Source organism: Streptomyces abyssalis (assembly GCF_001751365.1).
Lineage (GTDB): Bacteria > Actinomycetota > Actinomycetes > Streptomycetales > Streptomycetaceae > Streptomyces > Streptomyces abyssalis.
In genome coordinates this window covers 653,446-671,796 of sequence record NZ_LJGT01000037.1, presented here as the reverse complement: position 1 = coordinate 671,796, position 18,351 = coordinate 653,446, and the positions used below count along the sequence as shown (strand labels likewise).

The 18,351-nt window shown below is 70.0% G+C and carries 15 protein-coding genes and 1 pseudogene; 6 read left to right on the top strand and 10 right to left on the bottom strand.

The annotated features are described in order from the left end of the window. Positions 1–157: 157 nt before the first annotated feature. The 3 genes from AN215_RS06085 to AN215_RS06075 all read left to right on the top strand — a co-directional run bounded on the left by AN215_RS06085 (position 158) and on the right by AN215_RS06075 (position 4,484). On the top strand, positions 158–1,879 hold the full coding sequence (locus tag AN215_RS06085; RefSeq protein WP_070009816.1) for an alkaline phosphatase D family protein: 1,722 nt from the start codon (positions 158–160) through the stop codon (positions 1,877–1,879). Between the two features lie 173 nt (positions 1,880–2,052). Then, positions 2,053–3,366: an MFS transporter gene (locus AN215_RS06080; protein ID WP_070009817.1), complete on the top strand. Its 1,314-nt coding sequence runs from the start codon at positions 2,053–2,055 to the stop codon at positions 3,364–3,366. Then, the gene (locus tag AN215_RS06075) at positions 3,363–4,484 is read left to right on the top strand and encodes a M20 family metallopeptidase (RefSeq protein ID WP_070009818.1); all 1,122 of its coding nucleotides are present in this window, start codon (positions 3,363–3,365) and stop codon (positions 4,482–4,484) included. Before AN215_RS06080 ends, AN215_RS06075 begins: the two co-directional genes overlap by 4 nt. Positions 4,485–4,534: 50 nt before the next feature. On the opposite strand, the gene AN215_RS06070 is transcribed toward AN215_RS06075, so the two are convergent. Next, a complete protein-coding gene (locus AN215_RS06070) occupies positions 4,535–5,020 on the bottom strand; it encodes an SRPBCC family protein (protein ID WP_216093810.1) in 486 nt (161 codons plus the stop codon). 115 nt (positions 5,021–5,135) lie between these two features. Between AN215_RS06070 and AN215_RS30740 the strand changes: the two are divergent. Beyond that, a pseudogene (locus tag AN215_RS30740) lies at positions 5,136–5,411 on the top strand (putative immunity protein); the annotation flags it as partial. A 29-nt stretch (positions 5,412–5,440) separates the two neighbouring features. Here the strand turns inward: AN215_RS30740 and AN215_RS06065 are convergent. The 6 genes from AN215_RS06065 to AN215_RS06040 all read right to left on the bottom strand — a co-directional run bounded on the left by AN215_RS06065 (position 5,441) and on the right by AN215_RS06040 (position 11,695). Beyond that, positions 5,441–6,577, bottom strand: coding sequence for a M20 family metallopeptidase (locus AN215_RS06065; protein WP_070009820.1), 1,137 nt, complete (start codon positions 6,575–6,577; stop codon positions 5,441–5,443). After that, entirely contained in the window at positions 6,570–7,241 is a 672-nt protein-coding gene (locus AN215_RS06060; protein ID WP_070009821.1) for a DUF1028 domain-containing protein, read from the bottom strand. The genes AN215_RS06065 and AN215_RS06060 overlap by 8 nt, the downstream gene beginning before the upstream one ends. Beyond that, positions 7,238–7,654, bottom strand: a complete 417-nt coding sequence (locus AN215_RS06055; protein WP_070009822.1) for a RidA family protein — start codon at positions 7,652–7,654, stop codon at positions 7,238–7,240. Before AN215_RS06055 ends, AN215_RS06060 begins: the two co-directional genes overlap by 4 nt. 148 nt (positions 7,655–7,802) lie before the next feature. Further along, a complete protein-coding gene (locus tag AN215_RS06050) occupies positions 7,803–9,068 on the bottom strand; it encodes a flavin-containing monooxygenase (RefSeq protein WP_070009870.1) in 1,266 nt (421 codons plus the stop codon). Positions 9,069–9,372: 304 nt separating this feature from the next. Beyond that, positions 9,373–10,284 (bottom strand): LysR family transcriptional regulator, encoded by a 912-nt coding sequence (locus tag AN215_RS06045; RefSeq protein WP_070009823.1) that lies wholly within the window; start codon positions 10,282–10,284, stop codon positions 9,373–9,375. A 67-nt stretch (positions 10,285–10,351) separates the two neighbouring features. Further along, complete coding sequence (locus AN215_RS06040; protein WP_070009824.1) at positions 10,352–11,695, bottom strand: MFS transporter; 1,344 nt, start codon at positions 11,693–11,695, stop codon at positions 10,352–10,354. Between the two features lie 413 nt (positions 11,696–12,108). Between AN215_RS06040 and AN215_RS06035 the strand changes: the two genes are divergently transcribed. Next, positions 12,109–13,989 (top strand): LamG domain-containing protein, encoded by a 1,881-nt coding sequence (locus AN215_RS06035; RefSeq protein ID WP_070009825.1) that lies wholly within the window; start codon positions 12,109–12,111, stop codon positions 13,987–13,989. A 270-nt stretch (positions 13,990–14,259) separates the two neighbouring features. After that, positions 14,260–15,162 carry a cellulose binding domain-containing protein gene (locus AN215_RS06030; RefSeq protein WP_070009826.1) on the top strand — a complete coding sequence of 301 codons (903 nt, stop codon included), beginning with the start codon at positions 14,260–14,262 and terminating at the stop codon, positions 15,160–15,162. A 105-nt stretch (positions 15,163–15,267) separates the two neighbouring features. Here the strand turns inward: AN215_RS06030 and AN215_RS06025 are convergent, their stop codons facing one another. The 3 genes from AN215_RS06025 to AN215_RS06015 form a co-directional block, all read right to left on the bottom strand. Next, a complete protein-coding gene (locus tag AN215_RS06025; protein ID WP_245694272.1) occupies positions 15,268–16,236 on the bottom strand; it encodes a hypothetical protein in 969 nt (322 codons plus the stop codon). Then, a complete protein-coding gene (locus tag AN215_RS06020; RefSeq protein ID WP_338057908.1) occupies positions 16,233–17,204 on the bottom strand; it encodes a glycosyltransferase in 972 nt (323 codons plus the stop codon). The genes AN215_RS06025 and AN215_RS06020 overlap by 4 nt, the downstream gene beginning before the upstream one ends. A 25-nt stretch (positions 17,205–17,229) precedes the next feature. Then, a partial coding sequence (locus AN215_RS06015) for a glycosyltransferase family 4 protein (protein WP_070031117.1) occupies positions 17,230–18,351 on the bottom strand: 1,122 nt, incomplete at its 5' end.

The following is an 18,351-nucleotide window of genomic DNA, read 5'->3' as shown; positions in this document are numbered from 1 at the left end:
CCGGCCGGTCACAGGGAGGGGCTCGGCGCCGTACTCGGCACGCAAGCCGGTTGCCGCTGGTACGTCAGATGGGCCGAATGGGACACCGGGAGAGCCGGGTAGATCCACATGCGCACATCGCGTCGAATTATGGCGGACTAAATGCTTTACGACGGTAATGTCCCGTGCCGTGACCAACAGCCGGGCCACCCCCCAGGACCCCGCTCCCGAAAGCAGACCCGCTCGCAAGCCCCGGCGCCGCACCGTCGCTGCGGCCACCGCCGCATCCGCCGTCCTGCTGCCGCTCAGCAGCGGCCTCCTCAGCGCACAGCCGGGCGGCGGACCCGCGTTCCTGCACGGTGTCGCCTCCGGTGACCCGCTGCCCGACGGCGTTCTGCTGTGGACCCGCGTCACCCCGTCCCCCGAGGCGGTACCGGGCTCCGGCAAGGGAGCCCCGGTCGAGGTGACCTGGGAGGTCGCCGAGGACGAGGAGTTCAGCACCGTCGCCGCACGGGGTACGGCGAAGACCCGCGCCAGGACCGATCACACGGTCAAGGCCGACGTCCGCGGACTGCGCCCCGACACCACGTACTGGTTCCGCTTCAGCGCCGGCACGGTCCGCTCGCCCGCCGGCCGGACGCGTACGACCAGCGCCGAGAACGCCGCGGTCGGCAACCTCCGATTCGGCGTGGTCTCGTGCTCGCACTACGAGGCCGGCTACTTCGCCGCCTACCGGCATCTGGCATCCCGTACCGACCTGGACGCGGTCCTGCATCTCGGCGACTACATCTACGAGTGCGCCACCGGCGAGTACCCCGTGACGGGGAAGATCGTCCGCAAGGCCCAGCCGGAGCACGAGACCGTCACCCTCGCCGACTACCGCGTCCGGCACGCCCACTACAAGCTCGACCCCGATCTTCAGGCCCTGCACGCCGCGCACCCGGTGGTCGCCATGTGGGACGACCACGAATTCGCCAACAACGCCTGGTCCAAGGATGCCGAGAACCACACGTCCGCGGTGGAGGCATCTCCCGGGACGGCAGGCGCAGGGGCCGGGGCAGAAGGAGACTGGGCGGGGCGCGTACGGGCCGCGAAACAGGCGTACTTCGAGTGGATGCCGGTGCGCCCCTCCACCGAAGGCACCACTTACCGCCGCATCCGGTTCGGCCGGCTCGCCGACCTGCACATGCTCGACCTGCGTTCCTTCCGCGACCACCAGCCGCGCCGCATCCTCGGCCACCACGTCGCCGACGACCCCGACCGCACCATCACGGGACGCGCGCAGCTGGACTGGCTCAAGTCCGGCCTGTCCGGGTCCACAGCTCAGTGGCGGATGGTCGGCACCTCAGTCATGATCGCGTCCCTCGCCTTCGACGCCGTGCCCACCGACACGCTCAGGTCCCTGGCGAAGCTCTTGGGCCTGACCCTCACGCTCGACCAGTGGGACGGCTACACGGACGACCGCCGCGAACTGCTGACCCACATCCGCGACAACCGGATCGCCAACACGGTGTTCCTCGCCGGCGACATCCACATGGCGTTCGCCAACGACGTGCCGCTGCGGGCGGCCGGGCCATCGCAGCCGTCGCCGGTGGCGACGGAGTTCGTCGTCGCGTCCGTCACCTCCCCGAACCTCGACGACATCTCGTTGGTCCCTTCCGTCGACGTCTCCTCCAGGGCGAGGACCGACATCCGGCGCAGCAATCCCCATGTGCGGTGGCTCGACACGGACTCCCACGGATTCGGAGTCCTCGACGTCGACACCGAGCGCGTGCAGATGGACTACTTCGTCCTGTCCGACAAGACGGACCGCCACGCCACCGCTGAGGTCCGGTCCTCCTACCGCACCCGGTCCGGCACGCAGCGGCTGGAGAAGGCGGACGCCCCCGTGCGCACTTAGCGACCCGTGGGGCAGGGACCACCCCGGCTCCCCCCGCCCCAGGGCCCGTTCTTGATGGATGCGGTGGGGAAAAGCACCAGTGGTTTCGACTCTGGCCGGAAAGTGCCCACGCTGCTACTTTGGCTCAGCCATTCGACCAATTTATCGGGGGCTCTCACATACACGGAGCGCCAATGAGCGAGAACAGGCAGGACACGGCGGCGACCACCGCCGACTCGGCCCCTCACAAGCTGCCGGTCAGGACCCTCGTCGCAGCCAGCATCGGCAACGCCATCGAGTGGTACGACTGGACCATATATGCGACATTCCTCATTTACTTCGCTACGCAGTTCTTTCCCTCGGACAACCCCGAGCTCGCTCTGGTGAACACGACGGCGACGTACGCCGTCGCCTTCTTCTTCCGCCCCGTCGGCGGTTGGCTGCTGGGCCGCCTGGCCGACGTCCGCGGCCGCAAGGCGGCCATGATCCTGACCATCCTGATGATGGCCGGCGGCTCGCTGGCGATCGGTCTGCTGCCCACCTACGAGCAGGTCGGCTGGCTGGCCCCGATCCTGCTTCTGCTCGCCCGCATATCCCAGGGCATGTCGCTGGGCGGTGAAGTCTCCAACGCCTCCGCGTATCTGGCCGAGATCGCCCCCCGCGGCCGCCGGGGCCGGTACTCGTCGTTCTTCTACATCTCGACCGGCTCCGCCCTGCTGCTCGCCTCGCTGCTGGGGGCGTTCCTCTCCTCCGTGCTCACCGACGACCAGCTGCGCGACTACGGATGGCGTATCCCGTTCATCGTGGGCGGCGTCCTCGCCGTCGTGGGCGTGTACCTGCGGCGCACCATCTCGGAGACCGAGCAGTTCGAGCAGAACAAGAACAAGGCCGCGCGCACGAAGCGGCCCCTGCTCACCACGATCACGCAGCATCCCAAGGCAGTGGGACAGCTGGTCGGCATCACGCTGCTGAACACGCTCAACTACTACGTGTTCTTCAGCGCGCTCACGCCGTACGCCGTTAAGTCCCAAGGAGCCGACGACAACGACGTGTTCATCGCGCTCTCGGTCGGAACGGCGCTCTTCGTCGTGCTGCAGTACCCGTGCGGCAAGCTGTCGGACCGGTTCGGACGCAGGCCGCAGCTGCTGATCTGGTCCGCGGCGCTGGCCTGCCTCATGATTCCGCTGTCCAAGCTCATCACTCCCGAAGCCGGGCTGGCACAGCTGCTGGTGGTCTTCTGCACGGGCCTCGGCCTGTACGCGCTGATGTCGTCCATCGCGCCGGCCATCATGAGCGAGCTGTTCCCGACCGAGCTGCGCGGCGTGGGAATCGGCGCCTGGTACAACATCACGGTCGCGACGTTCGGCGGAACCGCGCCGCTGGTGATCACCTGGATGGCCAACGCGGGGCACCCCGATCTGTTCTTCGTCTACGTCACCGCCGGCGCGGTCATCGCCTTCCTGACGATCTTCACACTGCGCGAGACCGCTCACGAGGAGCTCCGGTGACCGCTGCCCTCGGCCTCCTCACCGAGCTGGTGCGCCACCGGACGGTGGCGTCCGGCGAGGGGGCGCTGGCGCAGCTGTGCGCGGACCCGTTGCGCGAAGGCGGCTTCGAGGTGTCCACGCCCGGCTGGGAGGAGGGGCGCGAGCAGCTCGTCGCCCGCACGGGTTCGGGCTCCGCCCCGCTCACGGTGACCGGGCACCTCGACACGGTGCCCGCCGACCCGGCCCAGTGGACCGTCGATCCGTGGGCCGCGGAACGGGACGGCGACCGCGTGGTCGGGCGCGGCACGAGTGACATGAAGTCGGGGGTGGCCGTCGCCGTCGTCGCGGCCGTCGATCACGCCGCGCGGCCGCACGACTGCCGCGGCCTGCAGCTGGTCCTGACCGCTGGAGAGGAGACGGGCTGCACCGGGGCCCTCCGCCTGCGGCGGTCGTCGCTCGCGCCGGGAGGACCGCTTCTCGTGGCCGAGCCGACGGGCAACCGCCTCACCCCCGGTCACAAGGGCGCGCACTGGATGCGTCTGACCGCCACGGGCCGCGCCGCGCACGGGTCGGCGCCCCATCTCGGCGACAACGCCGTCGTGCGGCTGGCCCGTGCCGCCGGCGCGCTGCACGACCACGGCACCTGGCCGTCCCATGAGACGTTCGGCCCGGTGACTGCGAACGTGGGGCTGCTGCGCGGCGGCGTCCAGCCCAACGTCGTGCCCGACTTCGCGGAGATGCTCCTCGACGTCCGTACCGTCCCGGGCGTGGAGGGCGACGACGTGCGCTCCGTCGTCGCCGGGCTGGGCGGCGACGGGGTGCGGGTCGAAGACCACGTGGTACTGCCCGTCGTCGACACGGACGCGCACGATCCGTTCGTCGGTCTCGTGCGCGAGGCTCTGGTCGCCGCCGGCGAGGATGACGAACTTCAGTCCCCCGCCCGGTACTTCACGGACGCCTCGGTGCTGGCGGGACTGCTGTCGCCGTCCGGGGACGGTCGCCCGGCACCCACGGTCGTCCTCGGGCCGGGCGAGCCCGACCAGTGCCACGTCGTCGACGAGTGGTGCTCGGCGTCCAAGGTCGAGGCCGCCGTGGAGATCTACCGCCGGCTGTTCGACGGGTGGTGCCGCGCCGAGTGACTGCCTGCCGGTGGCTGCCTGCCCGTGACTGCCTGCCCGTGACCGGACGTTCAGCCCTGGGACGTCGGTGAGGCAAGCCCCGCCAGGTGGTGCAGCGAGTCGCTGAGATGCCCGGGGCCGAACGGCGGGAACTTCAGGTATTCCCGGATGAACTGCGGCACAGCCGACCAGTCATAGGTGAGCGTGACCTCGGTCTCGGACGGACCGCGCGGCGAGAGATCGTAACGCCAGATCCAGCCGCCGAACTCCAGGCGGCCGTCGCGCTTCTCCACCCCCGGCAGCCACCCGATGGCGCGCGGCGGGTCGAACACCTCGACCTTGTTGGCCACTTGGTAGTCACCGTCCGGATGGCCGGCGTGATACATGTCCATCCGGAAAATCTGTCCCACCCCGGTCAGCGGCGCACGGTCCACACCTTCCTGAACCCAGCCGGTGCCGTCGATCGCGGAATGGGTCGTCGGGTCCGCCAGCACCGCGAACACCCTCGCGGCGGGGGCGGCAATGATCAGTGTGGCACTCACGTTCTCCTCGGCCACGATGTGCACGCTCCTTGTCATCTCACCCCGGGCCTCCCAGGCGCGGAAGAGGGGACATTTCCATCATGCTGACGACGCGGGGAGGCGGAACTCATCGGCCGTGTGGGCCGAACCGGCACCCGGTGCGGCCAGAGACCTGCGTGGAGCAGCACGGCATGCCGCGTACACCGCGGGCCAGGCTGCGGTGGTCACGCACGTCGCCGCGCACGAGCTGGGTGCGGCCTCCTATGCGATCAAGGCCGCACGTGCTGCCGCCCCGGAAGGCGACGGCGACGCCGCGGGGCGACTCGAGTGCCGGTGGCAGCGTGACCGGCTCCCGGAGGCGATCCGCGAGCTCGTTCTTGACGACCAGAGGTTGCGGAACGACATATGCTGGTCGGTGTTCGACTGCTGCCCTTGCGAGGAAGCCACCCGCTCCGGTCAGGTCATGCGCCCCTGTGCTAGGTCGACCGCCGTCCAGGCGAGTGCCGTCGCACCGTCGGTGACGGTGCGACCGGCGGCTTCGCCGGTGCAGTGATCCGCGAACTCCTTCTGGTGGTTGAGCACCGGAAAGCAGCCGAGACCTATATAGGGGTGAATGGCGGGGACGACCTGCGAGACGTTGCCCATGTCTGTCGACGCGCGGCACATCTCCGTCTCGGGGCCCTCGGTGACGAGTTCGCGCCCTAGCTCCACGGCGTTCTGCTCGTACGACTTCAACGCTGCCTCATGGGTGCGGAAGTCGGAATACGGCTGCGACTCCGGCTCGATCTCCAAGTCGCACCCGGTGGCGAGCGCACCGGCCTCGAAGCAGCGGCGCACCTTCTCCTCGGTTTCTGCAAGTTCGGCCATGTCCTTCGCACGCACATACCAACGTCCTGCCGTCGTCTGCGGAATGGCGTTCGGGGCCTCACCGCCAGATGTGACGATGCCGTGCACGCGGACGCTCGGGGGCAGTTGCTGGCGCAGCATCCCGATCGCGACCTGCGCGATCGTGAAAGCGTCGGCGGCGTTCCTGCCATGGGTCGGATATGCCGCGGCGTGCGCCGCCCTGCCCGTGTAGCGGATCGCCGAGTGCGACACGGCGAAGGGGACGGCCCGGGCGACGTCGACCGGTGCCGGGTGGGCCATCATCGCGAAGTCGAGGCCCTCGAACGCGCCGCGGTCAAGCATCTCGATCTTGCCGCCACCGCCCTCCTCGGCCGGGGTGCCGAAGACCTCGACGGTGATTCCGAGTTCGCCGGCTCGCTGGGCCAGAGCGATGGCCGCACCCACGGACATCGCCGAGATGAGGTTGTGGCCGCACGCGTGCCCGATGCCCGGCAAGGCGTCGTACTCTGCCATGTACCCGATCCGCTTCGTGCCTGATCCGAGCCTGGCGTGGAAGGCGGTGGGCAGACCGGCGAAGTTCTCCGTGACCTCGAAGCCGTTGCGGCGCAGGACTTCGGCCACTTTCCTGGCGGACTCGAACTCCTTCCACGCCGTCTCGGGATTGCGCTGAAGACTCTCCGACAGCGCGATCAGTTCGTCGCGGACACTGCCGACGTCCGCCTGGACGCGCTTCTTCGCCTCATTCATCGCCGGGCACTCCGTACGCCGGGGCGGTGCTGGGGTCGATGCCGCGCGTCACGTAGTCCCGCCGCTGCGGCAGCCACACCTCCAGCAAATCCTGCAGACCGGAGACCGGAGTCCGGCTCCAGTCGACGCGGAGGTCGGTCTCGCGCCACCCGGCGTCGCGGACGACTCCGAGGCCGGCCGAGCGGAGGTCGCCGGCTTCGCCACCGGCGGCCAGACCGGCCTCCAGCGCTGCGAGCAGCCGCTGCTCGAACTCCCCGGTGGCGGACTCGAACCCGTCCAGTACGGCGTCGACGACACCGGTGTTGTCGAGCAGGTTGCCGGCTGCCACCGCGTGCTCCGACGTCCGCGAGTGGTGGACCCCGAGGGTCCGCCCACCGGAATGGACGGCCGGGGCGCCCCGCGCCCCGATGACGGCCAGCTGTCGGTAGTCCAGCGTGTCGTCGTGGGCGCGGAGCCCTGCCAGGGCCTCGTCGGCCGAGTCCCCCTGGACGAGCCTGTCGAGGAGCCAGTCGCCGAAGCGGGGGTCGGTGATGTTCTGGGAGGCCACGCCTCCGACACCGCAGCGAAGGTGGAGGCACCGTGCCGCCACGCACGGCGAGGAGGAGGTCACCGCCATCCCGAACGCGCCGGAGTCCTCGTCCCTGGCCAGGATGGAGAACGTCATGAGCGCTCCCCGAGAACGGCCGTGGCATCGATCTCCACGAGCCACTCCGGGCGGGCGAGCGCCTGGACGACGATGCCGGTCGACACCGGGTGGACGCCCCTGAGCCGGCGTCCCATGACCCGGTACACGCTCTCGCGGTAGCGGATGTCAGTGAGGTAGACGACGACCTTGACGATGTCGTCGAGTTCACCGCCGGCCTCCTCCAGCAGCATGGCGATGTTCGACATCGCCTTCTCCGCCTGGGCCTCCACGTCGCCGATGCCCACGCTCTCGCGGGTTTCGAGGTCCTGACCGATCTGGCCCCGCAGATACACGACGCCACCGGCGACGACGGCCTGGCACAGGTCGTTGTCGAGGTTCTGCTCGGGGTAGGTGTCCTTGGTGTTGAACGGGCGGATTCTGGTGTGCTTCATGGGCGTTCCCGGTCTTCGAGGCTCCGGCCGCCGTCTGCAGAGCGCTGCGAGCGGCCGTAGGGACATCGGAATCGAAGTGAGCGGACAGGTGGGTCACGGTGACGGCGCGGCCAGGGAGTCGCCCCGGCGGCGACGCAGGGCGGCCCGGCTACGCGGTGGCCGGCGCCCCCGCCGGTTCGTAGGCGCGGTAGGACCGGCGGATCATGATGTGGTCGGCGAGGAATCCGGCGTCGTGCCACACGCCCCAGATGAAGCTTGATCCGCGCCGTGACTGCCAGGGCAGGCCGAGGAAGAAGACGCCGGGCTCGGACGAGATGCCACGGCGGTGCCGCGGTCGCCCCTTCTCGTCGAACGCGTCGACTTTCAGCCAGCTGTAGTCCTGTGTGAAGCCGGTTGCCCACACGATCGAGGCGACGCCCGCCTCGGCGAGGTCCAGCCCGGGCAGGGGATTCGTCACGCACTCCGGGTCGGGCCGGAGCCGGTGGGCCTCCGGCTCCCCGGGCAGTTCGAGGCCGTTGCGCTCGACGTATGCGTCGGCTTCCCGCAGCAGTGAAAGGTAGTTGGCGTCGCCCTGAGCGATGTTCTGCCCGAGGTCCGGAGCGAACCGGATCTTCCCGTCCTCGTAGGTCTCGGCGCTCCCGACCAGCGTGATGCCGTCCTCGGCGAGGTCGCGGAAGTCGACGGTGTGGCCGCCATGGGCGCCGCTGACCGCGATGGTCACGTGCTCGGCGCCCTGGGGCGGAGTCGCCGCCTCCCACTTGTTGAGGACTCCGAGCCACCAGACGAAGTCACGGCCGCGGTAGCTGCGCGGTGGCCGGTCGTGCGGGCCGACGGCGAGGTGGACCTCGCGCCCCGAGCGGCGGAGTTCGTCGGCGATCTGCACCCCGGAGGACCCGGCCCCGATCACGAGGACGCCCCCTTCCGGCAGCTGCCGCGCGTTGCGGTACGCGTCGGAGTGGATCTGGTGGACGGGCGCGGAGCCGGGTACGACAGGTGGGATCACCGGCTTCTGGAAGGGACCCGTCGCCGCCACCACGTAGCGGGCGTCGATGGTGCCCTCCGACGTCACCGCGCGGAATCCGGGCTCGCCGGGGTTCTTGGTCACGGAGGTGACCTCGACCCCGCTGCGGATCGGAGCGTCTATCTTCTCCGCGTACTCCGTGAGGTAGGCCGCCACCTCGTCCTTCGTGGGGAAGGCGTCGGGGTCGCACCGGAATTCCAGGTTCGGGAAGCGGTCGTGCCACGCAGGGCCGTTGGCCACGAGAGAGTCCCAGCGGGACGTCCGCCACCGCTCGGCGACGCGGTCCCGCTCCACGACGATGTGCGGGACGCCGTGGTTGCCGAGGTGCTCGCTCATGGCGATCCCGGCCTGGCCTCCGCCCACGACGAGAACTTCCGTCGCTGTGCTCGACATCCGTACCTCCACTCGGTTCATCGGTTGCACCCGCCGGCCGGCGACTCGTACGGGAGGAACTCACTTCGTGTCGCCACCGGCGACGGCAGAGGCGAGGTGGAGTGAGGGGCGCCTGCCGTCCGGGCCTGCCCGGCGGTGCGGACGTCCCGGCACCCGGGAACTCGACGAGCTCTGCCGCTTGCGCAGCACGTGGCACCTCTCCGCCTCGAAGACGTCGCCCCGGGGAGCCGTTCACCACCGTATGGAGGAAGGGGTCCCGTCATCCAGAACGGATTTCCGTAGGTCCCTTCGGTTACCTCAATACCTACGGCCTGAGGAGACCCACGGCCATCTCGATGAAAGCCACGACCCGCTTGCTGCGCACGCGGTCTCCCGGCGTGACCGCGACGACGTCCAGTCCCTCGTGTCTGGCGCTGAGTTCCTTGGTCACGTACGGCAGACCCTCATAGCTGACCGTCGTCTTCGGCCGCTGGCTCAGCAACGAGTAGCCCGCGCCCCTGGCGACCAGGCAGCGCACGAGCTCGGAATTGGGCGTGCGGAAGCGGATATCGGGGTTCACGCCCTCCGCGTCGAAGACGGACAGGAAGTACTGCCCGCCCGGCTCCAGGTCGAAGAGGATGTAGGGGTCCTCGGCCAGATCACGCAAGGCGATGGACTCCGCCTGGGCGAGGCGGTGCTCCGGATGCAGCAGGACGTACGGAGGCACCGCCGTCAGCTTGGTGGCGGTGTGGCCGAGATCCGTCAGGTGGTTGCGGAAGCGGTACGCATACATGACCGCCACGTCGCTTCTGCCCTGGTCCATCTGTTCCAGGAGCACGTGCTGCGACCCTTCCGAGAAGTTCACGTCCACGGCCGGGTAATGGAGCATGAACTCGGTGACGACGGCGGGAAGGAGGAGGGGCGCGATCGTCGAGTAGCACCCGATGTGCAGCTCCCCCGCCAACTCCCCGCTCAGGCCGGCCGCACGCCGTTCGAGGCTCGCCGCGTCCCGCAGCAGGCGCCTGGCCTCGGCGAGGACCATCTCGCCGTCACGGGTGAGCGAGAGTCCGCGCGGGTGCCGCACGAAGAGGCTGATCTTGAGGATGTGCTCGAGGTCGGCGATCGCCGTCGAAACCGTCGACTGCGAGAGATGGAGTGCCTGCGCCGCGGCGGTGACCGTTCCGTGCTCGGCGACTGCGACCAGGTAGTCGAGCTGTCGCAGGGTCACGCTGAGCATGGGCACTCCCGTCCGTCACGGTGCACCGGCCGGGGGGCCGGGCTGCCGGCCCGCCTGTCGGTGCTGCTCAGTCTAGAGGTGCGGAAAGTCGCTCTCCTGATGGTTTGTCCGACTCGTGGAGGAGGTCGGTGCCCTTGGTCTCCGGGATCGTCAGAACGGTCAGGAGGCCCACGATGCCGACGACGATGAGGGTGTACGCCGGGACCATCGGGTCGTCCGTCACCGAGATCAGCCAGGTGTTGAGGTACGGCAGGGTGCCGGCGAAGAAGGCTCCGGCAATGGCGTACGCCATGGACAGGCCGCTCTGCCGGGTGCGCGTGGGGAAGAGTTCGGCGACGGTCGCGGAGTGCGTGCCGAGGATGACCGCCAGGATGGCGGCGAGGCCGGCGGTCGCCGCGAAGGCGGCGGACCCGGAGCCTTGGCGCATGAGGAGGAACAGGGGTACGGCCCCCGCCATGAGCAGCACGGCGGCGCTCAGCAGGACCGGCTTGCGCCCGACGCGGTCGGAGGCGGCGCCCGACAGCGGGATGAGAGCGATGGCCACCAGTGACGCGACGGTCGACAGCAGGGCGGCCTGATCGGCGTGCAGCCCCACGATCTCCTCCTGGTACGTGAGGAGGTAGACGAGCACCACGTAGAACGTGCAGTTCATGAACGTCTCGATGCCGATGGTCTGGAAGAACTGCCTGCGGTTGCTCTTGAAGACCTCGGTGACGGGCGACGCCGGGACGGTGTCGAGCTCCTCCAGAGCGCGGTACTCCGGGGTGTCCTCGACCTTGAGGCGGATGTACAGGCCGACGAGGGCCAGCGGAACCGTCAGGAGGAAGGGGATGCGCCAGCCGTCGTCGAGGATCGCCGCCTCGCTCATCGTCGTGTGGAGCGCCCACACGACGAAGGACGCGAGCAGGAAGCCGAGGACGGAGCCGATCTCGATGGAGGAGGTCCCCAGACCGCGGCGCTTCGCCGGCGCGTACTCCGCGAGGAAGGCGGCCGCGGACCCGAACTCACCGCCGGCGGCGAGACCCTGGATGATCCGGGCGACGACGAGGAGCACCGGTGCCAGCAGACCGATCGTGTCGTAGCTCGGAATCAGACCGAGAAGCAGAGTTCCGGCGGCCATGGAAATGATGACCAGAGAAAGAGTCTTCTTGCGGCCGTAGCGATCGCCCAGGTGTCCGAAGATGACCGATCCGAGAGGCCGGACGAAGAATGCGACGGCGAAGACGGCGAAAACGGAGAGAAGACTGGCCGTGCCGTCCTGGTTGGGGAAGAAGATGTCCGCCATCGTCGTGGCCATGTAGGCGTAGACCGCCCAGTCGAACCAGTGGACGAGGACGCCGATGGACCCGGCGATGACACTGCGTCGTAGACCTTTTTGCGTCGTCCGGTCATCCGCAAGCGTGGCTGCCATCGGTGCTCCTACATCGGCGGGGATCCCGGTAGCCGGGAGTGCGCAGCAGCGTAGGTGGCCGTTCCGGTCCCAACCAGAGGAAAAAATCGATGGTGCCCACGGTCTTATCGATGCCTTGCCGGCGAGCAGCCGGGCCGGCTCGGCCCCGGCCGGGAAATGGCAGTACGTGCCCGTATGGGGCGCTGTGCGTGGTGAGAGGAGTTGTCGGGGTGTGCCAAATCCTTTGCCGGGACGGGCCGGAGGCGGAAGGCTGCACTAGCGTGGGGAGGGCAGCGTGCGGACGATGCGGTCCGCCGGCCTGGTAGGACTCGCCGGGCCGGTCGATTCGGACCCGGAGCCTCACCCACTCGTCTGTGTGAGGCCACGGGGTTCCGCCGCGGTTGTGGCGCCTTGGCCGATGGGGGATCGACGGCATGGAATTCGAGTGGTTCTCTGACGCTGAGCTCGTGGAGCTCGCCCGTTACGGCGGGGAGCCGGCCGGCGCCGCGATTGCTGCAGTGCAAGAGCGGCACTTCGACGCCGTGCACGAATTCGCGGGCTTGTGTCTGAGAGATTCCGGTTTCGCGGACGAACTCGCGCGCCGCACCTGGCATCTGGCGGCTTCTCCCGGCGGAATCTCGATCGGAGCGGTACGCCCACAGGTTCTCGCGACGGTGCTGTGGGCCGCGGCCGGGATGGCGGAGGCAGGGCAAGGTGGCCTGCTCGACCCCGAGTTGGCGGTGTGGCTGACAGCGCAGGCGCAGCCCTCTCCCGATGAACCCCCGTGGCGTGGCGGTGCCGTCCCCTTCCTCCACCGCGGCTCCGCGACCGCCCGCACGTTCAGCTCGCTCTCGGCCGGCCTGCAGACGGTGCTGTGGCATCACCTCGTGGAGCGCGCCGGCGGCGACGAGACAGGCCGGCTGCTGGGCGCCGGCTCTTCGGAGTCGCAGGAAGTGCCCGTATTGATCCGGCGGGCCCACAGGGACTTCTACTACGCATACGAGCAGATCCATCTGTCCGGAATGGCCGACGACTGCCGCCACTTCCACCGCATGGTCATGGCCTACGCCGACCAGCGGGGCGGCAACACGGACGATGTGATCGAGCACTTGGACAGGTGTGGGTACTGCGCCCGGGCCGTCGCCGATCTGAAGCGTATGCACACGGACTTCGGCGGCCTCCTCTCGCATGCGCTGCTGCCCTGGGGCGGTCCGCAGTACGCCGAGTCACGGCGCGGCGAATGGGCGTCCACGACCATCGAGATACCGGTGATCGGACGGGCAGGCAGGCGCCGCGTCGACATGTCCGCGGCGTCAGCCACGGCCGGGACCGTCGCTCCCGCGCGGGTCCGCGGCCGGGAGCGGATGCGCAGCCGGGACCGGATGCGGGGCCGCCGGCTCACGAAGGCGGTCGCCGCCGTGGGTGTGTGTTCCGCGGCGGTGGCGTTCGCGTACGCGCAGGGGGTCGGGCCGAAGCTGTCGGAACTCGCCGGTGACGTGCCTTCGAAGGACGCCCAGTCCCCCTCCGAGCCCCGCGATCCCGGGCCGTCGGGCTCCGGAGAGGACTCCCCGTCACCGTCCCCGTCCGAGCCGGGGAACGGTGACGTCGGGCCGCCACGCGACGGGAAGGGGAACCGGCAGCCCTCCTCCCCCGCCCCCTCGCCCTCCGTACGGGGCGCGGCCCTGGAGTGGCTCTTCGACGACGGCAAGGACGGCAACGGCGGTGTGGCCGGGGACCGTTCGGGCAACGGCCATGACGGGACACCCGCCGGCGACCCTCGGCCGAAGCCGCTAAAGGACGGCGGGCTGGAGTTCTTCGGGCAGCAGTCGGTGACCTCGCCAGGGCCCGTCCTCGACACCGACAAGAGCTTCTCGGTGTCGGCTCGCGTGAAGCTGGCGGACACGGACGCGTACCAGACCGTCGCCAGCCAGGACGGAGACGAGATCAGCTCCTTCCAGCTCCAGTACGACGCGCTGGAGGACCGCTGGGAGATGCGCATGCACACGGCGGACTCCCAGACCTCCCCCGCCGACGAGGCAGAGTCCGACTCCGCTCCCCGCGCGGGCCGTTGGACGTCGCTGACCGGCGTCTGGGACGCAGCCGACGAGCGAATACGCCTGTACGTCGACGGGGACCTCGAAGGCTCCGTCGCCCGCGAGGGCGACAGCAGCTCGGAGGGCGAATTCGCCGTGGGCAAAGCCCAGTTGGGTGACCGGTTCATCCGCGGTTTCGAAGGGACCATCGCCGAGGTGCGGGCGTACCCCCGGGCGCTCACGGGCGCGGAGGCCAAGGAACTGGCAGACGGAAAGGACTGATACGGCTCGCAGGCGGCGTTCAGGGATTCGGGCGTCAGAGCCCCGGGCGTCAGGGATTCGAGTGCCGGGCTTCATCGTCACGGCTTCCCCGGCCACGCCGCTGCGGTGTTCAGTTTCCGGTCGGAAATTCCAGTGCTGTGGACACTGATCGGTAACCAGCCAGTCAAGGGGAGTCCCGGAGTAATCTGCTCCACCCCGAAGGGAGTCTCCCCGCGACCCGCGGATGGTTCCTCGCCGGTGTTTCTGCGAACGTCATCGGAGGGAGACCCCTTGAGCACGGAAGACTCCGAAACCCCCGCCGTCGCCAACGGGAAGGACGGCGAGGGGAACACGACACCCCAGGCGTCCGAGCCGCCGCTCGTGCGCCCCTACGCCGACATACCGGCCCACATGGTGGAGGCACCCGCCGTCCTGACGGGGTCGGTGCGCGAGGTCCTGGATTCTCCGGCCGGGGCAGACGGGCCGGGCGGGGGCAGCGAGCCACTGTCCCGGTTCTCCCCGCTGCGGCGCTGGACGGCCCGCATGGGGCAGCGCTGCCGCCGCCACACGGCTCTCGTCGTGCCGGTGAGCGGTGCGGTGGCGGTGCTCCTGCTCACCGGGGTCGTCCTCCATCAGACCGGAGCGTGGCCCTTCGCCCGGGACACCGGCGCCGCCGCTCCCGTTCCCGACGCCAGGCTGCCCCTCCCGCCTCCGGACGGCGGCACCGACGCGGCGCCGTCCGGCCGTGCCACCGACGACAAGAAGAAGCCCGAGCCGTCCAAGTCCCCTGAGCAGAAGCGCGAGGCCGGACACACCGGTGAACCGCGGCCGAGCGCCACGCCGCCCCGCCCCGGCACACCCGCCCCCGGCGAGGCGGGCGGCGGGCAGACGGGCAGCCCGGGCTGCGCGGCCAGTTGGCAGGTCGACAGCCAGTGGGAGAACTTCAGCGCGACGGTGAGGATCACGAACCACTCCGGGCAGCGCATCGACGGCTGGGAGGTGAGCTGGACCTGGAACGGCGACCAGCGGCTGGTCAAGCACTGGAACGCCGAGATGCGGGAGTCGGGGAAGTCCGTCACGGCCCGCAACGTGGACACCAACGCGGAGATCGCCACCACCGGCGAGGCCTCGTTCGGTTTCGAGGCCACCGGCAGCGGCACTCCCCCGCCGCAGCTAACCTGCCGCGTCCTGTGAGAACGCGGACCGGGACACTGGCCCGGATCGCGACCGGGCACGCGCTCCTGCCGGGCCCCGGACAACCCGGGCCCCTTCCCGCTCAGCGCCCGCTTCCGGGGACACTCATCCCTGGTCCTCGCAACTCACGCGCACCGACAGGTCGTTGTCGAGCGTGTAGTACGGCCTGACCGAGCGGGTGGAACCCCCGGGCCCCGTCACGTGCTGCGGCGGATAGCTGAAGATCCGCTTCTTGTCCGCGACGTCGTCGAGTATCCGCGCGAGACGGACCGGTCCCTCATCGGCGGACGGACGCAGCCACAGGTTCCACACCCGGCGCCCTGGGGGAAGCGCGTCGAGCGGCAGCCGGGCGGTGAAGACCGACGCCGGCCGCCGCTTGCCGGTGACGACTTCGCCGGAGCCTCGTCCCGGTGACGGCGCGCTCTCGGCTGCGGCGTCCTGCCCGTCCAGCGGCACCGGCACGCTCACGGGCGGAGCCGCCGAGTCGCGGGGGTGCGCCTCCAGGCATGCGCCGGGCGAGAGCCGGGCGCCGTGGAGCGTGCCCCGCAGGACCATGCTCCCGTCGGCGACGCGCAGTGGTCCGCACTCCGCGTGGGGCTCGCGCAGCCAGGAACGGACGGTGAGATTCCCGTACTTGGTGGCGTACGGAATGCGCACACCCAGCCAGGTGCGCTCCCCGCAGGGCACACGGTCGATGAGGGCACGCAGATCGTGGACCCCGGGCAGCAGCCGCCGCGGCTTCCCGTCGCCGAGGACGAGGCAGGCGTCCCAGCGCCCCTCCTGGAGCCACATCGTGCCGGGCAGCACGGCACGCAGTCTGCCGTCCGCAGCGGCGGGGGCGAGCGGCAGCCGTACGGTGTCCGCCGGTCCCTGACGTTTGCGCAGGCGCAGCAGCAGCGCCGCGTCGGCAGGCGGGCGTGCCGCCTGCCTGCCGGTCAGCCGCACGTCGAAGGTGAGGCCTCCGGCGCGGTCGGCGGTGCAGTCGGCACGTGCGCGGCGAGAAGGCGAACCGTCCGCCGGCGTGGCGGTCGCCGTCGCACCGCGCAACGCGGTGCCCGGGGAGTGCCCGGTCATCTCCGTGCTCCTCTGAGGACGTATCCCGTTCCCAGCCGGACCGCTTCCTTGCTCGCGTAGGCGCCGCCGAGCAGTGCTCCGCGTGCCCTGTGCACGGCGCCGCCGCGGCGGTTGACGAGGGCGGTCAGCAAGTCCTCGTAACGCGCGCCCACTTGCGCCGGGTCGAACCGGGACGAGGCCGCCAGCGCAGCCCGGCTCATACGCTGCCGCAGCGCGTCGTCGTTCATCAGCCGCAGCAGCGCGCCCGCGATCGCGGACTCATCCCCCACCGGCGCCAGAAGCCCGTCGACACCGTCACGGATGATCTCACCCGGCCCGTGCGGACAATCGGTCGCCACGACCGGCAACCCGCACCGCATCGCCTCGACAATGGTCATCCCGAAGGACTCCAGACTCGACGTGACCGCCCCGATCGCCCCCTTGGCCCACTCCGCCTCGATCGGATGCGCCGGCCCCATCAGGAACACATGGTTGTAGAGACCCAGTTCACCGATCAGCAAACGCAGCTTCTCCCGCTCACGCCCGCTGCCGTAGATACGCAGACCCCAGTCGGGCCGCTCGGCCACAACCCTGGCGAAAGCACGTATCAACACGTCATACCGCTTCGCCGGAGCAAGCCGCCCCGCCGCCACAACCCACTTCCCCGTGCCGTCCGCAGGACGGACGTCCGGTTCGGGAACGCTGTTGGGCAGCGCCTCGATCCGCACCCCCGGCAGCCGCAGAATCCTGCGGTAATCACGCGCGTCGGCCTCCGTCACCGTCGTGACCGCATCCAGCCGCGGATACGTACCACGGAGCATCAGCTTCAGCCGCGCCGGATGCGTGGCAAGCGTCAAATGCTCCTGCCCCACACGCGCCGGACCCCGGCGGGTCTGCCGGGCGATGTGCGCGTTGAGCCCCGGACGCGTGCCGATGACCACATCGGCAGCCGTGGTCCGCAGATCCTCACCGATACGCCGGTCGGTCAGCGGACTGTACTGCGGAAACCGCCCGTCACCACGCGGGNGCGTAGGCGCCGCCGAGCAGTGCTCCGCGTGCCCTGTGCACGGCGCCGCCGCGGCGGTTGACGAGGGCGGTCAGCAAGTCCTCGTAACGCGCGCCCACTTGCGCCGGGTCGAACCGGGACGAGGCCGCCAGCGCAGCCCGGCTCATACGCTGCCGCAGCGCGTCGTCGTTCATCAGCCGCAGCAGCGCGCCCGCGATCGCGGACTCATCCCCCACCGGCGCCAGAAGCCCGTCGACACCGTCACGGATGATCTCACCCGGCCCGTGCGGACAATCGGTCGCCACGACCGGCAACCCGCACCGCATCGCCTCGACAATGGTCATCCCGAAGGACTCCAGACTCGACGTGACCGCCCCGATCGCCCCCTTGGCCCACTCCGCCTCGATCGGATGCGCCGGCCCCATCAGGAACACATGGTTGTAGAGACCCAGTTCACCGATCAGCAAACGCAGCTTCTCCCGCTCACGCCCGCTGCCGTAGATACGCAGACCCCAGTCGGGCCGCTCGGCCACAACCCTGGCGAAAGCACGTATCAACACGTCATACCGCTTCGCCGGAGCAAGCCGCCCCGCCGCCACAACCCACTTCCCCGTGCCGTCCGCAGGACGGACGTCCGGTTCGGGAACGCTGTTGGGCAGCGCCTCGATCCGCACCCCCGGCAGCCGCAGAAGCCTGCGGTAATCACGCGCGTCGGCCTCCGTCACCGTCGTGACCGCATCCAGCCGCGGATACGTACCACGGAGCATCAGCTTCAGCCGCGCCGGATGCGTGGCAAGCGTCAAATGCTCCTGCCCCACACGCGCCGGACCCCGGCGGGTCTGCCGGGCGATGTGCGCGTTGAGCCCCGGACGCGTGCCGATGACCACATCGGCAGCCGTGGTCCGCAGATCCTCACCGATACGCCGGTCGGTCAGCGGACTGTACTGCGGAAACCGCCCGTCACCACGCGGGAACACCCGCGCCGGCAGGGCATGTTCCGGATCGCCCCCCTCAAAGCCGGAGCTGTGCCGCCGCATATCCACCAACGACCGCAGCCGCACCCGCGGCCCCGGATCGAAGAACGGCCGGTCCCGGTACCGGAAGACCGACACAACCTCCACCTCATGCTG

Bases quoted from the DNA above. Each gene is read 5' to 3' on its own strand.
- AN215_RS06085 (WP_070009816.1), top strand. From the start codon at position 158: ATGTCCCGTGCCGTGACCAACAGCCGGGCCACCCCCCAGGACCCCGCT.
- AN215_RS06080 (WP_070009817.1), top strand. From the start codon at position 2,053: ATGAGCGAGAACAGGCAGGACACGGCGGCGACCACCGCCGACTCGGCC.
- AN215_RS06065 (WP_070009820.1), bottom strand. From the start codon at position 6,577: ATGAATGAGGCGAAGAAGCGCGTCCAGGCGGACGTCGGCAGTGTCCGC.
- AN215_RS06060 (WP_070009821.1), bottom strand. From the start codon at position 7,241: ATGACGTTCTCCATCCTGGCCAGGGACGAGGACTCCGGCGCGTTCGGG.
- AN215_RS06055 (WP_070009822.1), bottom strand. From the start codon at position 7,654: ATGAAGCACACCAGAATCCGCCCGTTCAACACCAAGGACACCTACCCC.
- AN215_RS06050 (WP_070009870.1), bottom strand. From the start codon at position 9,068: ATGTCGAGCACAGCGACGGAAGTTCTCGTCGTGGGCGGAGGCCAGGCC.
- AN215_RS06045 (WP_070009823.1), bottom strand. From the start codon at position 10,284: ATGCTCAGCGTGACCCTGCGACAGCTCGACTACCTGGTCGCAGTCGCC.
- AN215_RS06040 (WP_070009824.1), bottom strand. From the start codon at position 11,695: ATGGCAGCCACGCTTGCGGATGACCGGACGACGCAAAAAGGTCTACGA.
- AN215_RS06035 (WP_070009825.1), top strand. From the start codon at position 12,109: ATGGAATTCGAGTGGTTCTCTGACGCTGAGCTCGTGGAGCTCGCCCGT.
- AN215_RS06025 (WP_245694272.1), bottom strand. From the start codon at position 16,236: ATGACCGGGCACTCCCCGGGCACCGCGTTGCGCGGTGCGACGGCGACC.